This is a genomic window from Wolbachia endosymbiont (group A) of Ancistrocerus nigricornis, assembly GCF_947250785.1.
Lineage (GTDB): Bacteria > Pseudomonadota > Alphaproteobacteria > Rickettsiales > Anaplasmataceae > Wolbachia > Wolbachia pipientis.
This window is the reverse complement of record NZ_OX366348.1, coordinates 1174437-1195115: the sequence shown is the minus strand read 5'-3', so window position 1 is coordinate 1195115 and position 20679 is coordinate 1174437. Positions and strand designations below refer to the sequence as shown.

14 protein-coding genes and 7 pseudogenes are annotated in these 20679 nt (G+C 36.1%); 15 read left to right on the top strand and 6 right to left on the bottom strand.

The window, feature by feature from the left end; genetic code table 11:
• Positions 1-55: 55 nt before the first annotated feature.
• A pseudogene (locus OOK90_RS06070) lies at positions 56-1038 on the bottom strand (IS4 family transposase); the annotation flags it as partial.
• A gap of 107 nt (positions 1039-1145) precedes the next feature.
• On the opposite strand from OOK90_RS06070, the gene OOK90_RS06065 reads away from it, so the two are divergent.
• The 6 genes and pseudogenes from OOK90_RS06065 to OOK90_RS06040 form a co-directional block, all read left to right on the top strand.
• Positions 1146-1298: a hypothetical protein gene (locus OOK90_RS06065; RefSeq protein WP_155975182.1), complete on the top strand. Its 153-nt coding sequence runs from the start codon at positions 1146-1148 to the stop codon at positions 1296-1298.
• The gene (locus OOK90_RS06060; RefSeq protein WP_264705879.1) at positions 1283-2224 is read left to right on the top strand and encodes an IS5 family transposase; all 942 of its coding nucleotides are present in this window, start codon (positions 1283-1285) and stop codon (positions 2222-2224) included. The genes OOK90_RS06065 and OOK90_RS06060 overlap by 16 nt, the downstream gene beginning before the upstream one ends.
• A 15-nt stretch (positions 2225-2239) precedes the next feature.
• A complete protein-coding gene (locus OOK90_RS06055) occupies positions 2240-2578 on the top strand; it encodes a hypothetical protein (RefSeq protein ID WP_231115842.1) in 339 nt (112 codons plus the stop codon).
• A gap of 12 nt (positions 2579-2590) precedes the next feature.
• Positions 2591-2863, top strand: a complete 273-nt coding sequence (gene rpsO / locus OOK90_RS06050) for a 30S ribosomal protein S15 (RefSeq protein ID WP_264705878.1) — start codon at positions 2591-2593, stop codon at positions 2861-2863.
• Between the two features lie 14 nt (positions 2864-2877).
• Positions 2878-5151, top strand: coding sequence for a polyribonucleotide nucleotidyltransferase (gene pnp, locus OOK90_RS06045; RefSeq protein ID WP_264705877.1), 2274 nt, complete (start codon positions 2878-2880; stop codon positions 5149-5151).
• 205 nt (positions 5152-5356) lie between these two features.
• A pseudogene (locus tag OOK90_RS06040) lies at positions 5357-5740 on the top strand (IS66 family transposase); the annotation flags it as partial.
• 28 nt (positions 5741-5768) lie between these two features.
• On the opposite strand, the pseudogene OOK90_RS06035 reads toward OOK90_RS06040, so the two are convergent.
• Both OOK90_RS06035 and OOK90_RS06030 read right to left on the bottom strand, forming a co-directional pair.
• Positions 5769-6579, bottom strand: a pseudogene (locus OOK90_RS06035) (IS630 family transposase).
• An 89-nt stretch (positions 6580-6668) separates the two neighbouring features.
• Positions 6669-7501, bottom strand: a pseudogene (locus OOK90_RS06030) (IS5 family transposase).
• A gap of 57 nt (positions 7502-7558) precedes the next feature.
• On the opposite strand from OOK90_RS06030, the pseudogene OOK90_RS06025 reads away from it, so the two are divergent.
• Positions 7559-8175, top strand: a pseudogene (locus tag OOK90_RS06025) (transposase); the annotation flags it as partial.
• On the opposite strand, the gene OOK90_RS06020 reads toward OOK90_RS06025, so the two are convergent.
• Together OOK90_RS06020 and OOK90_RS06015 are read right to left on the bottom strand one after the other, a co-directional pair.
• Complete coding sequence (locus OOK90_RS06020; protein ID WP_256437677.1) at positions 8168-8302, bottom strand: hypothetical protein; 135 nt, start codon at positions 8300-8302, stop codon at positions 8168-8170. The pseudogene OOK90_RS06025 and the gene OOK90_RS06020 overlap by 8 nt on opposite strands.
• Positions 8293-11091, bottom strand: a complete 2799-nt coding sequence (locus OOK90_RS06015) for a WPE palindromic element domain-containing protein (RefSeq protein WP_264329429.1) — start codon at positions 11089-11091, stop codon at positions 8293-8295. Before OOK90_RS06015 ends, OOK90_RS06020 begins: the two co-directional genes overlap by 10 nt.
• A 99-nt stretch (positions 11092-11190) precedes the next feature.
• Here OOK90_RS06015 and OOK90_RS06010 point away from each other — a divergent pair, with 99 nt between their 5' ends.
• From OOK90_RS06010 to OOK90_RS05975, 8 genes and pseudogenes are all read left to right on the top strand, one after another.
• Positions 11191-14289, top strand: a complete 3099-nt coding sequence (locus tag OOK90_RS06010) for a phosphoribosylformylglycinamidine synthase subunit PurL (RefSeq protein WP_209473246.1) — start codon at positions 11191-11193, stop codon at positions 14287-14289.
• 95 nt (positions 14290-14384) lie between these two features.
• The gene (locus tag OOK90_RS06005; RefSeq protein WP_264705876.1) at positions 14385-14897 is read left to right on the top strand and encodes a hypothetical protein; all 513 of its coding nucleotides are present in this window, start codon (positions 14385-14387) and stop codon (positions 14895-14897) included.
• 50 nt (positions 14898-14947) lie between these two features.
• The gene (locus tag OOK90_RS06000; RefSeq protein WP_010962923.1) at positions 14948-15088 is read left to right on the top strand and encodes a hypothetical protein; all 141 of its coding nucleotides are present in this window, start codon (positions 14948-14950) and stop codon (positions 15086-15088) included.
• Between the two features lie 425 nt (positions 15089-15513).
• On the top strand, positions 15514-18309 hold the full coding sequence (gene uvrA / locus OOK90_RS05995; RefSeq protein WP_264705875.1) for an excinuclease ABC subunit UvrA: 2796 nt from the start codon (positions 15514-15516) through the stop codon (positions 18307-18309).
• A 181-nt stretch (positions 18310-18490) separates the two neighbouring features.
• Positions 18491-18691, top strand: coding sequence for a hypothetical protein (locus OOK90_RS05990; RefSeq protein ID WP_264705874.1), 201 nt, complete (start codon positions 18491-18493; stop codon positions 18689-18691).
• Positions 18692-18958, top strand: a complete 267-nt coding sequence (locus OOK90_RS05985; protein WP_244663111.1) for a hypothetical protein — start codon at positions 18692-18694, stop codon at positions 18956-18958.
• A 121-nt stretch (positions 18959-19079) separates the two neighbouring features.
• A pseudogene (locus OOK90_RS05980) lies at positions 19080-19340 on the top strand (double zinc ribbon domain-containing protein); the annotation flags it as partial.
• Between the two features lie 60 nt (positions 19341-19400).
• Positions 19401-20233 (top strand): IS5-like element ISWpi1 family transposase gene (locus OOK90_RS05975; protein ID WP_094189578.1). Its coding sequence is split into 2 segments (ribosomal slippage): positions 19401-19770 and positions 19770-20233, totalling 834 coding nucleotides; the frame shifts between segments, so codons are not numbered across the junction.
• Positions 20234-20255: 22 nt separating this feature from the next.
• Here the strand turns inward: OOK90_RS05975 and OOK90_RS05970 are convergent.
• Positions 20256-20666, bottom strand: a pseudogene (locus tag OOK90_RS05970) (IS110 family transposase); the annotation flags it as partial.
• Positions 20667-20679 lie beyond the last annotated feature (13 nt).

Here is a 20679-nt window from a genome sequence, read left to right as displayed (position 1 = left end):
TTTATTGCCCATATAATTTGCAAAATTACACAAATAAAAAAATTTTTAAAAAACATAGTTGATACCAACTAATTTTTTCAACAGCTTCATCGAAAGTATTAACTGAAAGATTCGTTAATAGCATCCATTCTAGCGGTTTTTTTTAAGGGAAGGGGAGTTTTCTCAACAACATAAACTGCATAAAGTGGTAATTTAGGTAGTTCTTCCGTCTTATGCCTAATATTATTCTTAGATGGATTCATCATAAACTTTCCAAATCTAACTTCCAAACGTGCTGTTCTTTTTGGCTTATTATCTTTTACAGGAACTTCAACTTCTACCGTACCTGCACAATGAGAGGATTTAATAAATGCCCATAACTTCTGCTCACCTTTTTCAGGATATCGAGATTTTCTATTTACTGCTCTATCTCTGCATGCTCTAACTAGCACTGCCGAATTAAGATTATGTGCAAGCTCAAAAAAGTCATATATATCTGCTTCTCTATCGCATACAGTTATAGTCTCAGTTTGAGTTGGATCAATAATATTATTTGTTTTTCTTAAAGTTTCCAACCACTTTACGCTTTCTTTATCTTCAATGCGATCGCTCTTTTTTTTAAGGTTCTCAGTTTCTTCAGGTCTTGAATAAACTTTTTGATCTAGTATCCCTAGTACCAAACCTTCTATACTAACGGCAAGAGCTGTATGCATTATAATACCTTTTGCAGTATCATAACTGGACAAATTTGCTAATCCGCTTGTTTTTTTATGGTTATTATATACAATGTAACTGGTATCTTGAATGACAAGAACCCTCTTGTGAGCTTTTGTTCTCTCAACCGTCTTATTAATATGTGTAGCTAAAATATCACTTTCTTTTACATTCTCATTTTGAAAAAAACGTTATGCTGTTTTTGCTTCTGACCAACTTTCACATGCTTGATTAATCTAACTTTCAGGTAATTTTGTCAAACATATCAGCAATCTTTACTAATCGCTCAGTTAACCTTTTATCTCCAAATTCATTTTTAGCCCATTCACTACTTTTACTTGCCATTTTACACCCTCAATATTTGCAAACTTTAATATTGTAATATTTTACTTTTTAGTCCATTTATATTTGTGGGTAATAGTAAGGAATGACACCGTCTTGGATGGAAACCAGTGTCAGCTACTTTCATGACACCATCACAAGGTGAAACTGGATCCCAGTGGGCTTTGTTGCATCGCTCAAGTGAAAAGAACTGGCAGTTACTGACAAAATTCATTATAAATAGCCATTTAACTGTTGAAGAAAAAATATGCCACAAAAAATGAGAGTCAGTAACTGCCATGAATATAACAAATTTCTCCAAGAAAGAGGAAGCATTTTTTGTTATATCAATGACGCCATAGAAAATTGGTACGAGAATTGTCCAAAAATGCAGGGCGGCAACTATATTTATAGTGATAAAGTTGTGATTTTGGTGCATATAATCGTCAGTTTCTTTAGAATTGGTTTAAGACAAACAGTCGGGTTTATAAAAGGGTATTTGCAACAAATAGGAAGAGATTTGGCAGTTATCAGCTATTCACAAGCATCAAGAAGGTTTGAGAAACTTAATATTAAGATAAATGATTGCAGAATTGATAAAAATAATATGGAAGATATCGAAATTGCTATAGACAGTACAGGAATTAGTATATACAACAACACTCCTGGTCACAGCAAGGAAAATAGCACTGACAGAAAATATCGTGGCTATGAGCAAACGAGAAAATTGCACGTAATGTTGAATATAAACAACAAAAAAGCCATAGCTGTAAAATACAGTAACGGTGTCTACTCTGATCACTATGGAGCTTGTGATTTGCTAAAAGAAGTTGATTTTCAGCATGCCATAAAAGCACTATATGCAGATAGAGCATGTGATAGGCACAAGTTTTATAAGTTGTGTAACGAATATGGTATAAAGACAAAAATTCCACCAATAAACAATGCGGCAGAACATCCAGAAATAGATTATATGTCTGACAGGAATGCTGCTATTAGGTTAATAAAATTATACGGTGAAGATGGCATGAAAGAATGGAAAAAAGAAGTAAATTATGGGAAAAGATCTTATATTGAAAGTTTTTTCTCGCAACTGAAACAAACATTCGGGTTTAGTTTTAGGAATAAATCTGAGACAAATAGAGAGAAGGAACTAAATGCTATTTGCTCAATAAGTTCACTGATATTGGTATGGCTAAATTTGAGATAGCTTCATAAATTTATTGTGCGTTACCTACTATCCGAAGAGCGATGCAACAAAGCCATCCCAGTGTCAGCTACTTGGATGACAGAGGGGGGTGGGATGACAGAAGATGATGGAGTGACAGGGAGTAATACAAAAAGTTTCGTCATCCCCATTGAATCGGCTTTAAAATCGATGTTCAAAGTTGAAATTTCCCTAGAAGATGCGGGGAAAATCAGAAAAGGTCAGGAAGTTGTATTAAATAACTTGCGTAATTTAAAGAATCATGATATTTGTTGTACGGTGGTGGGTAGTGTACCTATTGCAATCTGCAGTTTTATTTATGGTTGTGTGAAACCTATTCGTGTTTTTAATATTTAAAATGAGGTTTAGATGTCGATAACATCCGAAAAGAAAAAGGGTTTGATAAATATATATGCAATTAAAGAAGATGATACAGGCTCATCTTTTGTACAATGTGCAATTTTGACCGAGAGGATCAGTAACTTAACTGAGCATTTTAAAGTGCACAAGCATGACCATCACTCTAAGCGTGGTTTACTTATATTGATAGGTAGAAGACGCAAGCACTTAAATTATATAAAGCGTAAATTTGGTAATGAAGCCTATCAGGAATTAATAGAGAAGTTAGGCATTAGAAAATAATCGAGGAATTTAATATGTTTAAAATTATAAAAAAATCTATAGAGTGGGGTGGTCGTGCCTTATCTTTAGAAACAGGAAAAATAGCACGCCAAGCTCATGGTTCAGTAGTTGTAAATTACGGTGATACTTCTGTTTTAGTAACTGTTGTACGTAAAAAGAAGGAAGAAAGCGTTGATTTCCTACCTTTAAATGTGCAGTTTATCGCAAAAAGCTATGCCATGGGTAAGATCCCTGGCGGGTTTTTTAAAAGAGAAGGCAAGCCATCTGATAGAGAAACTTTAATCTCAAGAGTAATAGATAGAAGTATAAGACCACTATTCCCAGAAGGATTTCATGATGAAATTAGTGTGGTGTGCAATCTATTAACTTATGATACAGTCAATCCTCCTGAAGTGCCAGCATTGATTGGTGCTGTTGCAGCTCTTGCAATTTCTGGTGTTCCCTTTCACTTTACTATAGCTGGAGTGATGGTTGGTTGTGATGAAAATAATAACTATATACTCAACCCTTCTGTTCAAGAGATGAAAGCAAGCAGCTTGGATCTGTTTTTGTCTGGTGATGAAAATTCAATTTTAATGGTTGAATCAGAAGTGAAAGAGCTCTCTGAAGAAAATGTTTTTAATGCAATAAAATTTGGCCATGAACACCTTAAGCCTGTCATTAAGCTCATAAAAGAGTTTGCTGATACAATTGGCAATAAACCTGAGAGCTTTGCCCCTATTGATGCATCAGATATAACACAAGAGCTCGAAAAATACGGTAAAGATTTTGAAAAAGCATATTCGCAAACAGTAAAACAAGAGCGAGTTCAAGCTCTAGAAGCGATCAGAGAGAATATATTGAATACTCTTAAAGAAACTGGAAAAGACGAAAAGTTAATTACGTATGCAGTAAAAAACTTTGAAAGATCTTTAGTACGTGAAATAATTAGGAAGAAAAGTGTAAGGATAGACGGTCGTAAGCATGATGAGATACGTCAGATAGAAGTTGAAGTTGATATTCTGTCCAAAACTCACGGTTCTGCACTATTTACAAGAGGCAATACTCAGGCACTGGTTGTTACTGCTCTTGGCACCACTCAAGATGAGCAAATTGTGGATGATATTGAAGGGGATAGACGTGAGCATTTCATGTTGCATTATAACTTTCCCTCATTTGCTGTTGGAGAAACTTCTGCTGCGCGTGCACCAGGAAGAAGAGAAATCGGTCATGGCAAACTTGCTTGGAAAGCAATTCATCCTGTTTTACCCGATAAGTCTGAATTTCCTTATACAATAAGAGTAGTGTCCGAAATTTTGGAGTCTGATGGTTCTTCTTCTATGGCAACAGTTTGTGGGACTTCTCTTGCTTTAATGGATACGGGTGTGCCAATAAAGGCCCCTGTTGCTGGAATTGCTATGGGTCTCATCAAAGATAAAGACGAGTATGTAATACTTTCCGATATACTTGGTGATGAAGATTATCTTGGTGATATGGACTTTAAAGTAGCAGGAACTAGTGAAGGGGTTACGGCGCTACAAATGGACATGAAAATTTCTGGTATAAGCTTTGAAATTGTTGAAAAATCTTTAGAACAGGCAAAAGCTGGAAGATTACATATTTTAGAAAAAATGAATGCAGTGATTTCAGAACACAGTGATGATGTCAAAGACCATGCACCAAGGATGTTATCATTTTACATAGATAAAGACAAAATTTCTGCTGCTATAGGTTCTAAGGGGAAAAATATACGCAGTGTGTGTGAAAGAAGTAATGCAAAAATTGAAATAGGAGATGATGGTAAAGTTTCTGTTTTTGCTACGAGTGGCACTGAAGCTGAAATTGCAAAGAGTATGATGATTGATTCAATAACAGAACTAGAACAAGGTTCTATAGTTGATGTCAAGGTTGTAAGAATAGAGAAGTCTATTGTAGAGCTTGAATTTCTTAATGGCAGAAAAGGAAAAATGCACATAAGTGAAGTAGCTAATGAACATATAGATTCTATAGAGAGCGTACTTAAACAAGATGATACTTTCAAAGCACTAGTAATTGACTTCGAAAAAGGTGGGTGTCCAAAGTTGTCAAGACGTCGGGTTGATCAAGAGACGGGAGAGTTTTTTGAAGGTGAGCTTTACAACGAGGAAAGGAAAGGTGGTCCAAATGACAGGGATAATTATTACAATAATTCATTTAGTAGAAAACCTGGAGGAAGTCACCATAAGAGGCCTCCTCGTCCTCGTTCTGGTTTCAGCAACAGAAATAGGCCGAAATTTGGTAATAATGATTCATCATCAGGTTTTTATTAAGAGTAAACTTCTTGCGTTACCTCTCGTCATTCCAGTGCTTAACACTGGAATGACACCCTTTCTGGTGAAGGTTGTTCTCAAATCACAATGTTAGTACAATTGTGGTGTTAGCTATAGCTAACCCAAGGTATCCGTTCAGCGGAGTGGTAGAATAAGGTAGACAAAGTGATCTAAAAAGATAATCATAGAGCAAAAGTGAGGTAATGTGGTAAACCTTTTAGAACTTTGCAAAAATTTACAGCAAAAAATAGAAAAACTGAAAGCAGAGATAGAAAACTTAAAAGCAGAAAATAAAGCTTTAAAGATAGAGAACGCTGAATTAAAGGAAAGGCTTGGTTTAAACTCGAAAAATTCATCTCTACCGAGCTCTAAAGAATTGTACAAAACAAAAAAGGACAAGCCAAAAAGCGAAAGGAATGTTGGCGATCAGGTTGGGCATAAAGGAAATTTTCATGCTACAATGGAAGCGGATAAAGTAGTAAAAATAGAGTTGCCTAATATTTGCGAATGCGGAGGAGAGCTTGTAATATGCGAAAAACCTTATGTTCACCAAAAAGTTGATCTTCCGGAAATTAGGCCTTATGTAGTATAGCATTTCTCATAATAGTCCGAACAGGTCATAGGAAGGCAGAATCAACAGCACGACGAAAGGATTCGAATAGAGGAATGTTTTTCCTGGCTCTGTTTTTTATAGCAAACCAATGATGCTCAATTTTGTTGAAATCTGGAGAATAAGGCGGCAGATACAAAATTTCTGCACCAACCCCTTTAGCAAGCTCGATAATCTTATCAGACTTATGAAAAGTAGCATTGTCAAGAATGACAGTCTGTCCAGGTTCCAAGATCGGTGTCAAAAATTGCTCAAACCATCCATTAAAAACATCCATATTACAGTGGCCTTCAAAGGTTAACGGAACAACTATCTTTCTTCCACTTAAGGCTGCAACCATACTGATTCGTTGAGTTTTCTTTCCAGATTTTAAGGCATAAAACCGCTGTCCTTTCTGGCAATATCCGTAGTTCGGTGTTATCAATGCCAGACTCATCTATATACACTAAGTTTTTAGGTTCTTTTGTCGCTATAATTTTCAAAAATTCAGCACGTTTTTCTTCGTTTCTTTCCTTGTATCCATATGTCTTTTTTTGCGCGTAAATCCAATTTTTTTAAGGGCTCGATAGATCGTTTGGATACTAACGTTGTTCCAAAGTTTAGCCATTTCCGATAGAGTCTTTCCTCCGTGTTCTCTGGCAAATTTGGCAAAGGTATCCCAGTCGGTAATTTTGTGATTGTAACCCCCATTTCCAAGTTTTTTTGATTGAAAGTCTCCTGTTTCTTTTCTTCTTTGCTGCCACTGTTTCTCTGCTTTCTCCTTCGTCTAGCGCTTCCATTGCTTTTTTTCTTAAATCATAACTATATGCTGCTGGCATTCAACCTCCTTATCATCATCTACCCTTATCCTATCACATCCGGACTTTTATGGAAAGAGCTATAAGAGGTTGTCCGGAAACTAGTAAATTCAAGCATATTCCCTCTTTAACATAACCCTACTCATAGCTAGGTATATGAAATTCTCAGTGGATGTTGTGAGTAAATCATACTCCTTCGATAGCCTTCTATTCCTATTAACCCAAGCAAAAGTCCTTTCTACAACCCATCTTCTTGGCTGTACTTTAAACCCTTGTTCTCTTGTTGGTAGTAGCTCAGGTGGCGTATCTTTGTGCACCCAAAATCTACATGGAGGCCTTTTAACAATTTCAATATCTATGTCATATTCTTCCTTTATGTGATTCTTTAAATTTCTTCCTTGGTATCCCATGTCAGCCCACATTTTTTTAACTTTAGTATATTTTGTTCTCATATTGTTTAATGCTATTTTAATACCATCTCTATCATTTTCGTTAGCAGCGCCTACGTAACAACCTAGTATAAAACCCTGAGTGTCTGTAATTATATGCCTTTTTCTACCCTTTACTTTTTTACTTCCATCATAGCCTTTGATCCCCCCTTTTCTGTAGTCTTTACAGATTGACTATCTACTATACAGGCACTCGGCTGCTCATTCCTTCCTATTTTTCTTCTACTATATTTTGTAATTTCATAATTCATTTTCTCAAAAATTCCCTGCTTCTTCCATTGCCTGAACTGCTCATACACAGTCTTCCATAGCGGAAAATCATTTGGTAAATACCGCCATTGACACCCTGTACGCAATACATAGAAAATTGCTTCTAATATTTCTCTTTTGCTATACTTTGGCGGCCTTCCTCCTTTCTTGTATGATACTCTGAAGTGTTTTTCTATTCTTGCCCATTCCCTTTCGCTTAGATCTGTTGGATACTTTTTTCTCATCTTTACCCCGTACTAAAATTTCAGATATTATAGCCTTTTACTTGTTTCCGGACAACCTCTAATATGGAAGATATCGAAATTGCTATAGACAGTACAGGAATTAGTATATACAACAACACTCCTGGTCACAGCAAGGAAAATAGCACTGACAGAAAATATCGTGGCTATGAGCAAACGAGAAAATTGCACGTAATGTTGAATATAAACAACAAAAAAGCCATAGCTGTAAAATACAGTAACGGTGTCTACTCTGATCACTATGGAGCTTGTGATTTGCTAAAAGAAGTTGATTTTCAGCATGCCATAAAAGCACTATATGCAGATAGAGCATGTGATAGGCACAAGTTTTATAAGTTGTGTAACGAATATGATATAAAGACAAAAATTCCACCAATAAACAATGCGGCAGAACATCCAGAAATAGATTATATGTCTGACAGGAATGCTGCTATTAGGTTAATAAAATTATACGGTGAAGATGGCATGAAAGAATGGAAAAAAGAAGTAAATTATGGGAAAAGATCTTATATTGAAGGGTTTTTCTCAAGATTAAAGCAAATATTCGGATTTAGTTTTAGGAATAAATCTGAGATAAATCGAGAAAAAGAACTAAATGCTATTTGCTTAATAAATTCACTGATATTGGTATGGCTAAATTTGAGATAGTTACATGAATTTACCATAAATCACCATCTCATAAAGTGTGATGCAACAAAGCCATCCCAGTGTCTGGGCACTGGGATGACACCCTTTTGGATGGAAACCAGTGTCAGGTACTCGGATGACACCATTTACAACCACTCTCCTACCCTTTCTAGCTGTTTATAGCTGTTAAATCTCAGGAATTTATCAAAATATGGAGAGGCAATAAAGGGTGTGGAATTACTTAAATAGTTAGATAAAAAACCAGGCAGATCATTTTTTAATTCTTGCATTTTGTATCTATAATTTTGTATAGAAATAACTTTTATTTTATCATAATCAAGTTTCCAATAAGCAAGTTCTGAGACTTCTCTTTTTGTTATATGTTCTACCGCTAAGGCTTGTAAAATTAATTGCGGAAAAAATCCCGACATTACTTCTTCATTGGAAGGTGGTGTACCAAGCTTATAGTCTATAATTGCCACTTGCCCACTTGGTAGATACTCAACTCTATCACATCTTGCTATCAGTGAAATTTCTTGTGGCTTATTTGTCATCCAAGCAGTTTCATACTGATCACAAGAACCAGTGTCACGCGCTGGAATATGAAATATCGGACAGGAAAAGTTCTTTTCCAACTCAACATAATTGCTTCGAGTTTCATCAAATTCGACAAAAGATTGAATTATCCTTTGCAGTCTTACCCACCACATATTTGAAAAATTAAACTGACTAGTCGAGAATGCTTTTCGTGCAATGCTCATTGGCGATTTTTTGTTGCGTAAATATCTTGCAAGAATGTTGTGTACCATAGTGCCAAATTCCAATATCGATGGCTTGAAATTCAAGTCTCTTAATTGTTTAAGACCCAGTATATATTCAACGTAAAATGAATAAGGATTACGAATTAGCTTTTCTATTGCACTGCAAGACATCACCTGCATTTTTTCTTTTCTAACTTCGGTTTGAGGTTTTGGCATAGGCTGAGTACATGGAACAGTACATTCAGGCGTATTTAATATCCTTAGCCAATCACGATACGGCTGCTTCCCCTCCTTGAGTAGAATTTCCAAACGCTGCAATAGAATTGGCTTTCTATGGCTTAGCGATCTTGTAATATAAACCTTACTTGCACAAAACAAATTGTGTAAAGTATAAAAAAAATACCCCTGCTCTTCTTGCGCAGAAGGAAGATTAAATTTTTCTCTCGTAAGTGCATTCAAAAGCGGACTTTGAAAGCTTGGCGCTTCATTAAATCCAGCAAGTATTACAACTTTGTTGTGATATAAGCTGAATTTATTCAAGTCACTTGCTACAAAGAAAAACTCTTTCTCTAAAAATAAGGTCAGAATTTGGCTATATAACTCTAAGGAGCATTTAATTCCTACACCCTCACATGCATTTGAGAAATTACAGGTAAAATTACCTATTTCACTATTTAGCTCTGAAAAATTTATACCAGATAATATATTAATACACTGCAAATGAGTTGCTACCACATCGAAAATAGAGCAATTTATAGAACGAAGTAAAGGATTAAATATAACCTCTAACTTACTGATAATAAGTAATATATCTTCTTTGTATTTTAGCTTTTTATGGGCATTGATAGCATTTATAATATCGCTCAGACCATTTGTACTAAAGTTGCGTAATATCTCTATTTCAAATTCAGATAAAATCCGAGTGTACTCTTCTTGAGTGTAACCAAAAGTCACTAGCCTATGTTTAAGGAGCGAAAGTAATGACACACTGCTCCAATTTGAGGTCAAAACTTCGATACTATAAAGCAGAAGCGTTATATAAGGGTAATTTTCCGGTATGGCACTGTGTTGCCTTGATAAACATGCTATACGAGCTGCAAGTAATTTATCAAAGACGACCAAAGAAATGTTTTCATAACCTTCATTTTCTATAATTAATGATGTCACTTGTGCTTCTTCCTCTCTGGAATCACAAGTGATGACTTCAATATTGCCAACATGTCCACTACTAACTTTGCTTAGATCGGCAGTTGTATCAAAGACGTAATCTAGATATTCCTCAGGACTTCCTGTTATCCCAGCCCTTTCTTCTGTCATCCAAGTAGCTGACACTGGGATCCAGTTTTCATTATACAGCCACCTGGTGCGCTCATTTAAAGTTAAGTTTTCTGGATCCCAGTGTCTGGGCACTGGAGAACACGCTTCTGGCAGAAAACTAACATCCCTTCTATCCACTTTTAAATAATCGAGCAGATCTTTCAGGCAATATTGATAATGTTTTTTATCAAGCGATTTCCAGTCTTTCTCTTTAATTTTCAAATTCAAGTTAGGCAAAATTATTTTTCCAAATGGCAGATCATATATAGCCCTAATTAACGACTTATCCTTTCCAATTCCAACAAAGATTATATATTGGTCTTTTTGTAAAGAGATTATCATATTGTTTATGTAATCACTCTTATGTTTTAATATATCTACTACTTCTAAATCTTTTAAAGTTTTACTCCAAGTCTCAGTGAGTAAGCTTATGAAATTCTCTATTTTTTTTGAATGTTCATCAAATTGATAACAATCCGTTGTTTGGGTAGATTGAATTTTATCAAGCAGTGATGGCAGGCTATAAGCTAAATCAATTGGAAAATTATCATTATTTTTTCTATTCCACTCCAATATGAATTGAATGAGTAGCAGTGTCCTTTTTGTTGGCTTGATAACTTTAACCCTATCAAGATTTAATATTAAATCTTCCTCATCAATATTCTCTAGCGAAACTATCTCTGGCAAAATTATGCATTTTTTAGCGTTATGATTCTTGAATGCACTCAGCAGCGCTATCACATCCCTCTTGCAAGGAAGTATGATTTTTACTTCAGGAATTTTTTCTCTTTCATATTCAGAAAATATGTGCTGAACCAGCACATCAAAAAGAGATTCATCCACATTAACGGTAAAAACTCTTCCCACTAACAGTAACAATTAATACAATATTTTATTGTATAGAAATTATTCAAAATATAAACGTGCTTGTATGCTATTATATATTAAAATTTTTTATAACATTACATGGCAAACATTAGAATAGAAGTTTTAAATAAATGCGAGCAAATTGGCCGCAGATGGTTAGTCAACGTTTACTCGATTTACATACGCAAAGGATTACCATCCAAATTATATGAAGAAATTTGCGGGCTATTTTATAATAAAGTCATACAAGACTGCCGTTATTATTCCTACAATGAAAACCTTGAAGAAGTTCCGTATGATTTCATAGAACCACAAGCAAAGTGGGGCTTGGAAATAAGCTTCCTACCTGGCATGACCGATAATGTAGGCAACACAGTGAAACAAATTGTTAGAGAGTATTTAATAAGCAAAGGCTATATCGACCAGCCTGTCATCCCAGCCCCTTCTTTTGTCATCCCAGTGCTTGACACTGGGATCCAGAAAGAGAAAACGCAGATTCCAGCGTCACGCGCTGGAATGACACCAATTGAGATCAAAGCAAGAAGTTCAAAATTGATTCTAAGTCAAGGAGATTTACCAACCGAAGATGATATAAAACAAGAGTTCAACCCCATCACTGAGTATTGCACACTTATCTGTAAAGAAAATAATAACTATAGCTGGAAATATTATGGTAAATATAAGTCATTAAATACCCACTCCGGTGTCATTCCAGCGCGTGACCAGGAAAAAAAAGAATGGATCCCAGTGTCAAGCACTGGGATGACAGAAAAAAAGGCTGGGATGACAAAAGAGAGCACTGGAGTGATATCAAGTAGTAATGGGGCTAAATCTGTTGATTTAAATGTAAGTGACCAAGAACTTGAGAAAATCAGCAGAGATGGAATCGATGGTAATGGCACTTTAGGGCTCTCGCTGGCAGCAATGAAAGCTATAAAGGATTACTTTAAAAAACTTGGTAGAAATCCATATGATATTGAACTTGAGTCTCTGGCACAGACTTGGTCTGAACATTGTAAACACAATATTTTTTGCTCCCCTATTGATGAAATAAAAGACGGTCTATATGCTCATTATATTAAGCGTGCAACGCGTGAGATAAATTCTGACATATGCGTGTCAGTTTTCTCCGACAACGCAGGAGGAATAATTTTTGATGACGATTACTTGATTGTAGATAAAGTTGAAACTCACAATAGCCCTTCAGCTCTTGATCCATTTGGTGGAGCAATGACCGGAGTGCTTGGAGTTAATCGCGATATAGTGGGTTTCGGGAAAGGCGCAGAGCCTATAATGAATACCTATTACTTTTGCTTTGCCAAAGAAGCAAAAGGCAAATTTTATAGGGATAAAGAGCGCACTGATGAGATCTTACCGCCAAAATATATAATGAAAGAAGTGATTCACGGTGTTAATGTTGCTGGTAATTGCTCTGGTATTCCAACACAACTTGGATCGGTATATTTCGACGATAGATTTTGTGGCAAGCCATTAGTTTTTGTCGGAAGCATTGGAATTATTCCACGCAATATAAATAATGCACCTTCACACATTAAAGGACCAAAAAATGGCGATAAGATTGTAATTATTGGCGGAAGAGTTGGAAGAGATGGAATTCACGGTGCAACGTTCTCTTCAGAGGCTTTATCGGGAAATAGCCCTTCAACAATTGTGCAAATTGGTGACCCTATAACACAAAAAAAATTATCCAATGCCGTCATAAAAGCAAGAGATCTTGATCTTTATAATGCAATAACGGATAACGGAGCAGGTGGGCTGTCGTCGTCTATTGGTGAAATGGGAAAAGACGGATTTGAAGTTGATTTGAGCAAGGTTCTCCTTAAAAACGATGGTATGGCTCAGTGGGAAATATGGATATCAGAATCACAAGAGAGAATGACCTTAGCAGTGCCAGAAGAAAATCTCCCTATGTTTAAGCAAATCATGAAAAAACATGATGTGGAGGTTTGTGTGATTGGAGAGTTTAATGAGAGTGGTAAAGCTGTTGTTAAATGTCCTGAAGGGACAGTAATAATGGACATCGAAACTGAATTTCTGCATGATGGTAATCCCAAAGTGCATTTACAGACGAAACCGTGGTCTAAGGGGCTTCCAGCGCTATGCGCTGGAATGACAACAAGTTCGCCTTCTTTAGCAATTGAACTAAAAGAAATGCTGAGCAGACCAAACATTTGCAGCAAAGAGTTCATAGTGGTGCAATATGACCATGAGGTTCAAGGGTCGTCAGTGCTGAAACCACTGCAGGGCAAGGGAAGAGTGTGCAGTGAAGCTATTGTTTCAAGGCCAATCCTTTCTTCAAATAAAGGTGTTGTAAAATCGCAAGGATTTGGCTCAAGTTATGGAGAAATTGACACCTACCACATGGCAGCATGTGCAATTGACACCGCGATACGCAACTATGTAGCCGCAGGAGGAAATATAAATCATCTAGCGTTGCTCGACAATTTTTGTTGGTGTGATGCTTATAATCCAGAAAGGTTGTGGCAACTAAAGAAAGCTGCAGAGGCTTGTTACGACTTCGCAACTGCATTTAAAACACCATTCATATCCGGAAAAGACAGTATGTTCAATGACTTCAAGGGATATGATGAAAATGGCGAGAAAGTGATAATCTCTGCACCACCTTCATTACTCATCTCAGCAATTGGAATTATAGAAAATATTGAAAATGCGGTATCGCTTGATGTAAAAATGCCAGGGGACTTGATATATGTGCTTGGAGAAACACTTGATGAACTTGGTAGATCTGAATATCAGTTATATAGTGGAATAGGTAATAACAACGTACCAAAAGTTGATGCAAAGAGCGCTAGGAAGTTGTATGAGCGTTACAACCAGGCAATAAAAGATGGCATAATTGCCTCTGCAATTGCACCAAACTTAGGCGGATTAGTTATTGCTCTGGCAAAATCGCTAATTGCAGGAGACCTTGGTGCTGAAATCGATCTTTCACTAGTGCCAATAGGAAAAATACAAAATACAGACATAATAAACAAGATAATAATGTTTTCTGAATCGCAAAGTAGAATTTTGGTTACTATTGCACCACAAAATCAGAAGAGGTTTGAAGAATTGTTTGAAGGTGCAGTTTATTCATGTATTGGCAAAGTAACAGAGAAAAAGGTGCTAAACATAAAGGATGTTTTAAAAGTAGATCTGAAAGATGTGGCATGCTAATATAAAATATTTTTCTTATTATGCTAAATAACTCTTTTACTATATGTAATGTTTATTTAGAATGAATGTATGTTATTAATTTTGGGTAGGTAATTATGTCTATTTTATCGATACTCCTGTTTATCAGTCTTTCTTTATTCAACACTTCAAATAAATTGATGATATGTGCTGCCTTATTTGTGGGAGCTGCTTTAGTTGTAAATTCAATGGTTGAATTTTATGGCAGAAGCAAAGCTACGTACAACTTAATAGTGTGTACAGCGCTATGTTGTGTTTTTAAATGGCAAAGTTTTAATTTGATGATATTGATTTCATATACTGCAATTTTAGTATCTCTTCTCTCAAGCATAATTATTTTTGAAAAATTAAAGTCCAAGTTGAATTTTCATATGGCAAATTTCATTACTTTAATTATAGCATCAGTGGTTGATAGTGCCGTTGTATGTGTTGGATTACTATACAAATTTTCTGCAGGTAAATGCCTATCAATATATACTAGAGACTTAATTTTTAAGTTTTCTTATGCGTCAGTATTGAGCATCTGTTTGTTTGTAGGAATGTATTTATTTTGCTTGGCAAACAAGAAGTATTTTAAGATTTCCACATAACCTGTTTTCTGATATAGCTAAACTGACTTTGGGTCCTAGGGGTGTATTTGGTGCGTAACAACAGTTTAGAATTTATAGGTAGCCTAAACCCACAACTGTACAAACATTATGATTTGAGCCTATCAGGGGGGTGTCATTCCAGTCTGGAATCCAGAAAAAAGAATGGTGTCATCCCAGTGCTTGACACATAGCTGTACGAACATTCATTTTTGAAGGTAAATTGCACAGCAAATGGTGTCATTCCAGTCTGGAATCCAGAAATTTTGCTTATAACTGAGCTGATGAGCTAAAGGTAGTTGTCTTACGCTAAAACAAACGTTTTTAATTAAGTTGCATAGAACCAGTGTCTGGGCACTGGCCCACTGGTGGGAATTGCTCCTAAACTACAACGTTCGTACAGCTATGTGCTTGACACTGGGATGACATCATAGGGGCACTGGCCTACTTAACCGTCATACCGTCGCGGTATCTCAGCCGCTAACAAGTAGCGGAATGACGATTTATCAAACGCTGCCTAATTTTCCGTAACAGTTGAAAAAATCAATAGAAAATCAATATATCACTATAAATTCACGTATTTTGAGGCTATAATGGTTAATACGTTATATGGTATAATATGGACGATTTTATCAGAGTTAAGGGCGCAAGGGAACATAATCTGCAAGGTGTAGACGTCAATATACCGAAAAATAAGCTAGTTGTTATAACTGGGCTAAGTGGTTCTGGCAAGTCTAGCCTTGCATTTGATACGATTTATGCAGAAGGCCAACGCCGGTACGTTGAAAGCCTGTCAGCTTACGCGCGTCAATTTCTCAACATTCAGGATAAACCAGATGTTGAGTCGATTACAGGTCTCTCTCCTGCAATATCTATCAACCAGAAATCGATCTCAAAAAATCCAAGGTCAACAGTTGGAACTGTTACCGAAATTTACGATTACTTGCGCTTAGTATATGCACGAATAGGAGTTCCTTATTCACCTGCAACTGGATTACCAATAACAAAACAAACGGTGTCTCAAATTGTAGACACTATAATTGCGTTACCTTTAGAAACTAAGATATATATACTTGCCCCTGTTGTGCGTGGTAGAAAGGGAGAACATCTTAAAGAGATATTGGAAATTAAAAGACAAGGTTACGTAAGGTTCAAAATAGATGGTGAAGTGTACAATGTAGATGACTTGCCTAAACTCGATAAGAACAAGAAACACGACGTTTTTGTGGTTGCAGATAGAATATCAATATTGGGCGATATAGGAAATCGACTGCCAAGTAGTATAGAATCCGCACTAAAACTTGGTAATGGTCTAATGTATGTAGAAATAGTAAACCTACCTGACAACCATAATTCCGAGTATAAAAATGGTCAAATTCTGACTTTTTCAGAGAATTTTGCATGCCCCGAGTCTGGTTTCACTCTTGAGGAAATAGAACCAAGATTATTTTCTTTTAACAGCCCTTACGGTGCATGTGGTTCGTGTAATGGGCTTGGTAAAAAACTAAGTGTTGATATAAAGCTAATAGTACCGGATGAAACTCTTTCAATATCTGAGGGTGCTTTAAAGCCAGTGGGATCAATGTTCCGCCAAGTGCACACAGGTTATGGATTTCTAAAAAGTGCAATTCTATCACTGGCTGAAAACTACAAATTTAACCTTGATATTCCGTGGAAGAACATAGATCAAGAAGTAAAAGATATGATACTCTTTGGCTCTAATAAATTTCAAGGTTTGATCAGTATCTTGGAGAACCAGATGGATTATGATGAAACACTTGTTGAGCGATATTGCTCTGTCACTCACTGCAGAGAATGCACTGGCTATAGATTGAGAAAAGAAGCGCTTACAGTAAAAATTGATAGCAAACATATAGGTGAAATATCAGGGCTTAGTATCGATGAATCCCTTAAGTGGTTTGAAAATTTGCCAGACAAGCTCACAGAACAACAGAAGCAAATCTCAAATAAAATACTAAGTGAAATAATCAAGAGGCTAACATTTTTAAAGAATGTAGGGTTGAATTACCTAACGCTTGATCGAGAATCTAGCACTCTCTCTGGCGGTGAGAGTCAGAGGATCAGACTTGCTTCGCAAATTGGCTCAGGATTAACGGGGGTTTTATATGTTCTTGATGAACCCTCGATTGGCCTTCATCAATGTGATAATGATCGGTTAATTGCCACACTAAAAAACTTAAGAGACATGGGTAACACTGTAATCGTTGTTGAGCATGATGAAGATACAATAATGGCTGCTGATTATGCGATTGATATTGGTCCTGGAGCTGGCGTAAATGGTGGAAAAGTTGTTGCAGAAGGAACACCAGACCAGGTGCAAAGAAATTCAGGGAGCATAACAGGGCAATATTTGAGTGGAGAGAAAAAAATTTTAATTCCAAGGAGAAGAAAGAAAGCAACTCAGTTCATAAAAGTAATAAATGCATGTGAAAATAACTTAAAAAATGTGAACGTTAAATTTCCTATAGGGAATCTTATTTGTGTTACTGGAATATCAGGAGGGGGAAAATCAAGTTTAGTCATAGAAACGTTATATAAATATTCAGCACATAAGGTACATCACTCGTCTGCACGGTATGGTCGGTGTGATAGAATAGAAGGCCTTGAATATATAGATAAAGTTATAGAAGTTGATCAGTCGCCAATTGGTAGAACTCCAGCGTCAAATCCAGCAACATATGTTGGTATGTTCACTCATATAAGAAATTGGTTTGCTGGTCTTCCAGAGTCAAAAGCAAGGGGATATAATATAGGCCGGTTTTCATTTAATACCAGAGGGGGAAGGTGTGAGGCTTGTAAAGGTGATGGGCACTTAAAGATAGAGATGCATTTTCTACCGGACGTTTATGTGAAGTGTGAGCAATGTAAAGGGCGAAGGTATAATCGGGAAACATTGGAAGTTACTTATAAAGAAAAATCAATCTCTGATGTGCTTGATATGACGATAGATCAGGCTTGTGATTTTTTTGAAAACCTTCCAATGGTAAAAGAAAAGTTGGTTTCTTTGCAGGAAGTAGGGCTTGGCTATATAAAACTCGGACAGTCGTCAACAACGTTGTCTGGGGGTGAAGCACAACGAATAAAGCTGTCCAAAGAGCTATCAAAACGATTTACCGGAAGAACATTGTATATTCTTGATGAGCCAACAACTGGATTACACTTTGAAGATATAAATAACTTACTAAAAATACTCCATAGATTAGTCAATCTGGGAAACACTGTTATAGTTATCGAGCACAATTTGCACGTTATAAAAACTGCAGATTATATAATAGACATCGGACCAGAGGGAGGAATAAAAGGCGGAGAAGTGATTGCTACTGGAACTCCAGAAGAAGTGGCAAAAATTCCAGAAAGTGTTACAGGCAGGCATCTTAAAACATATTTATTATAAACTATTTCTTAATTATATTAGGCTAGGTTGCATATTTATGATTTTGAGATAAGAATATCGATACTTTAGAAGGTACGTTGAATATGGAGTTGTACCTGCTAAGAAAGCAGAAGATAACACACTAGTTCCAGAAAATAGTTTCTATAAATCTGTACGTTACGTTGATAATGTGCTAGGACCTGTGAAAGATGTAATTTGTGGAGTTGAGAGTAAAGACAATTATAACAAGTATTATCAAGATAATGATAAATGTGAATACGTGGGCCACAGAGCAGAGGGAGTGTATTCATTGTGTACACTGGGTGCTGTTTTAGCAGCCAACATAATATTGCAACCTTTATTTTTGATAGTGGCATGTTTGTCATACTTTCCAGTCAAGTGATTGTCAAAAATAACAGGGGACTATTGTTTAAAAGCAAGTACAAAGTCATTAGTTGATCATTCAAATGCATTTTTAAGTGCTGGGCAAGATTGTGCTAATGCAGTAGCTAGAGTATTTAACAAGATTGTAAGTTATGCTTGCGCTGCTATCGTTTGGGCTGCCGCGTCAATCATAACGCCACTTGTGTGGGCTTGTGACAAAGTGCAAAGTAAGTTGAGTGAAATACAGGAACCAGAAAAATATCAGCGTTTATCTACTGAGTTATAAGTTCTGCTTTTTCAGCAGTGGCTTAGTTTGAACTATATTGAGATGAAATAAAAAGTGAAAGAGTGTAAGCACAAGTTACTTTAGCTATACTATATAAATTTTATAATATATTTAATGAATTGTGAACCTTCTCTTACTAAACAAAGCTACAAATCTCATATTTCCAAACGTATGCGTAAGTTGCGAGTGTATCATTGATGAAAATCTTAATCTGTGTAGTGAATGTAACAAAAAAATCAATTTTCTAACTAAGCATTACTGCAATGTTTGTGGCGTAGTAATCTTAGACAATATTTATACGTGTGGTAAGTGCATCATCAATCCTCCACCGTTTAAAGTATTAAGATCAGTTTTTGCTTATGATCAACATAGTAGAAACATGAGAGGTTGTCCGGAAACAAGTAAAAGGCTATAATATCTGAAATTTTAGTACGGGGTAAAGATGAGAAAAAAGTATCCAACAGATCTAAGCGAAAGGGAATGGGCAAGAATAGAAAAACACTTCAGAGTATCATACAAGAAAGGAGGAAGGCCGCCAAAGTATAGCAAAAGAGAAATATTAGAAGCAATTTTCTATGTATTGCGTACAGGGTGTCAATGGCGGTATTTACCAAATGATTTTCCGCTATGGAAGACTGTGTATGAGCAGTTCAGGCAATGGAAGAAGCAGGGAATTTTTGAGAAAATGAATTATGAAATTACAAAATATAGTAGAAGAAAAATAGGAAGGAATGAGCAGCCGAGTGCCTGTATAGTAGATAGTCAATCTGTAAAGACTACAGAAAAGGGGGGATCAAAGGCTATGATGGAAGTAAAAAAGTAAAGGGTAGAAAAAGGCATATAATTACAGACACTCAGGGTTTTATACTAGGTTGTTACGTAGGCGCTGCTAACGAAAATGATAGAGATGGTATTAAAATAGCATTAAACAATATGAGAACAAAATATACTAAAGTTAAAAAAATGTGGGCTGACATGGGATACCAAGGAAGAAATTTAAAGAATCACATAAAGGAAGAATATGACATAGATATTGAAATTGTTAAAAGGCCTCCATGTAGATTTTGGGTGCACAAAGATACGCCACCTGAGCTACTACCAACAAGAGAACAAGGGTTTAAAGTACAGCCAAGAAGATGGGTTGTAGAAAGGACTTTTGCTTGGGTTAATAGGAATAGAAGGCTATCGAAGGAGTATGATTTACTCACAACATCCACTGAGAATTTCATATACCTAGCTATGAGTAGGGTTATGTTAAAGAGGGAATATGCTTGAATTTACTAGTTTCCGGACAACCTCTAACGTAACTACGCAGTACACACATTTGATTATCCGGTCTAAATGATCCTTGAAGCAGTCCATAGCTGTGCAATTGTTGCAGCCATTGACAATCTTGAACATCAGACTTTCTACCAGGCACATTTTTGACATGTCGCGCATTTACTAATTTTACTTCAAATTTATGTGATTCTAATATTTGAAATAAGGGAATCCAATATACTCCAGTTGACTCCATGGCTACAGTTCTAACCTGACACTTTTTTAACCACTTTGCTAAGTTGTGTAGATCTACTGTAAAGCACCCAAATTTTTGGATACGTTGTTCATCTCTTCCTTCAGGTACACATACATAATGTACAGTCGAGCCAATATCAATCCCTGCTGCATCAAGGTTTATTGTTTTTAATTTACTTTTTGCTTCTGCCATATAAAATCCCTCC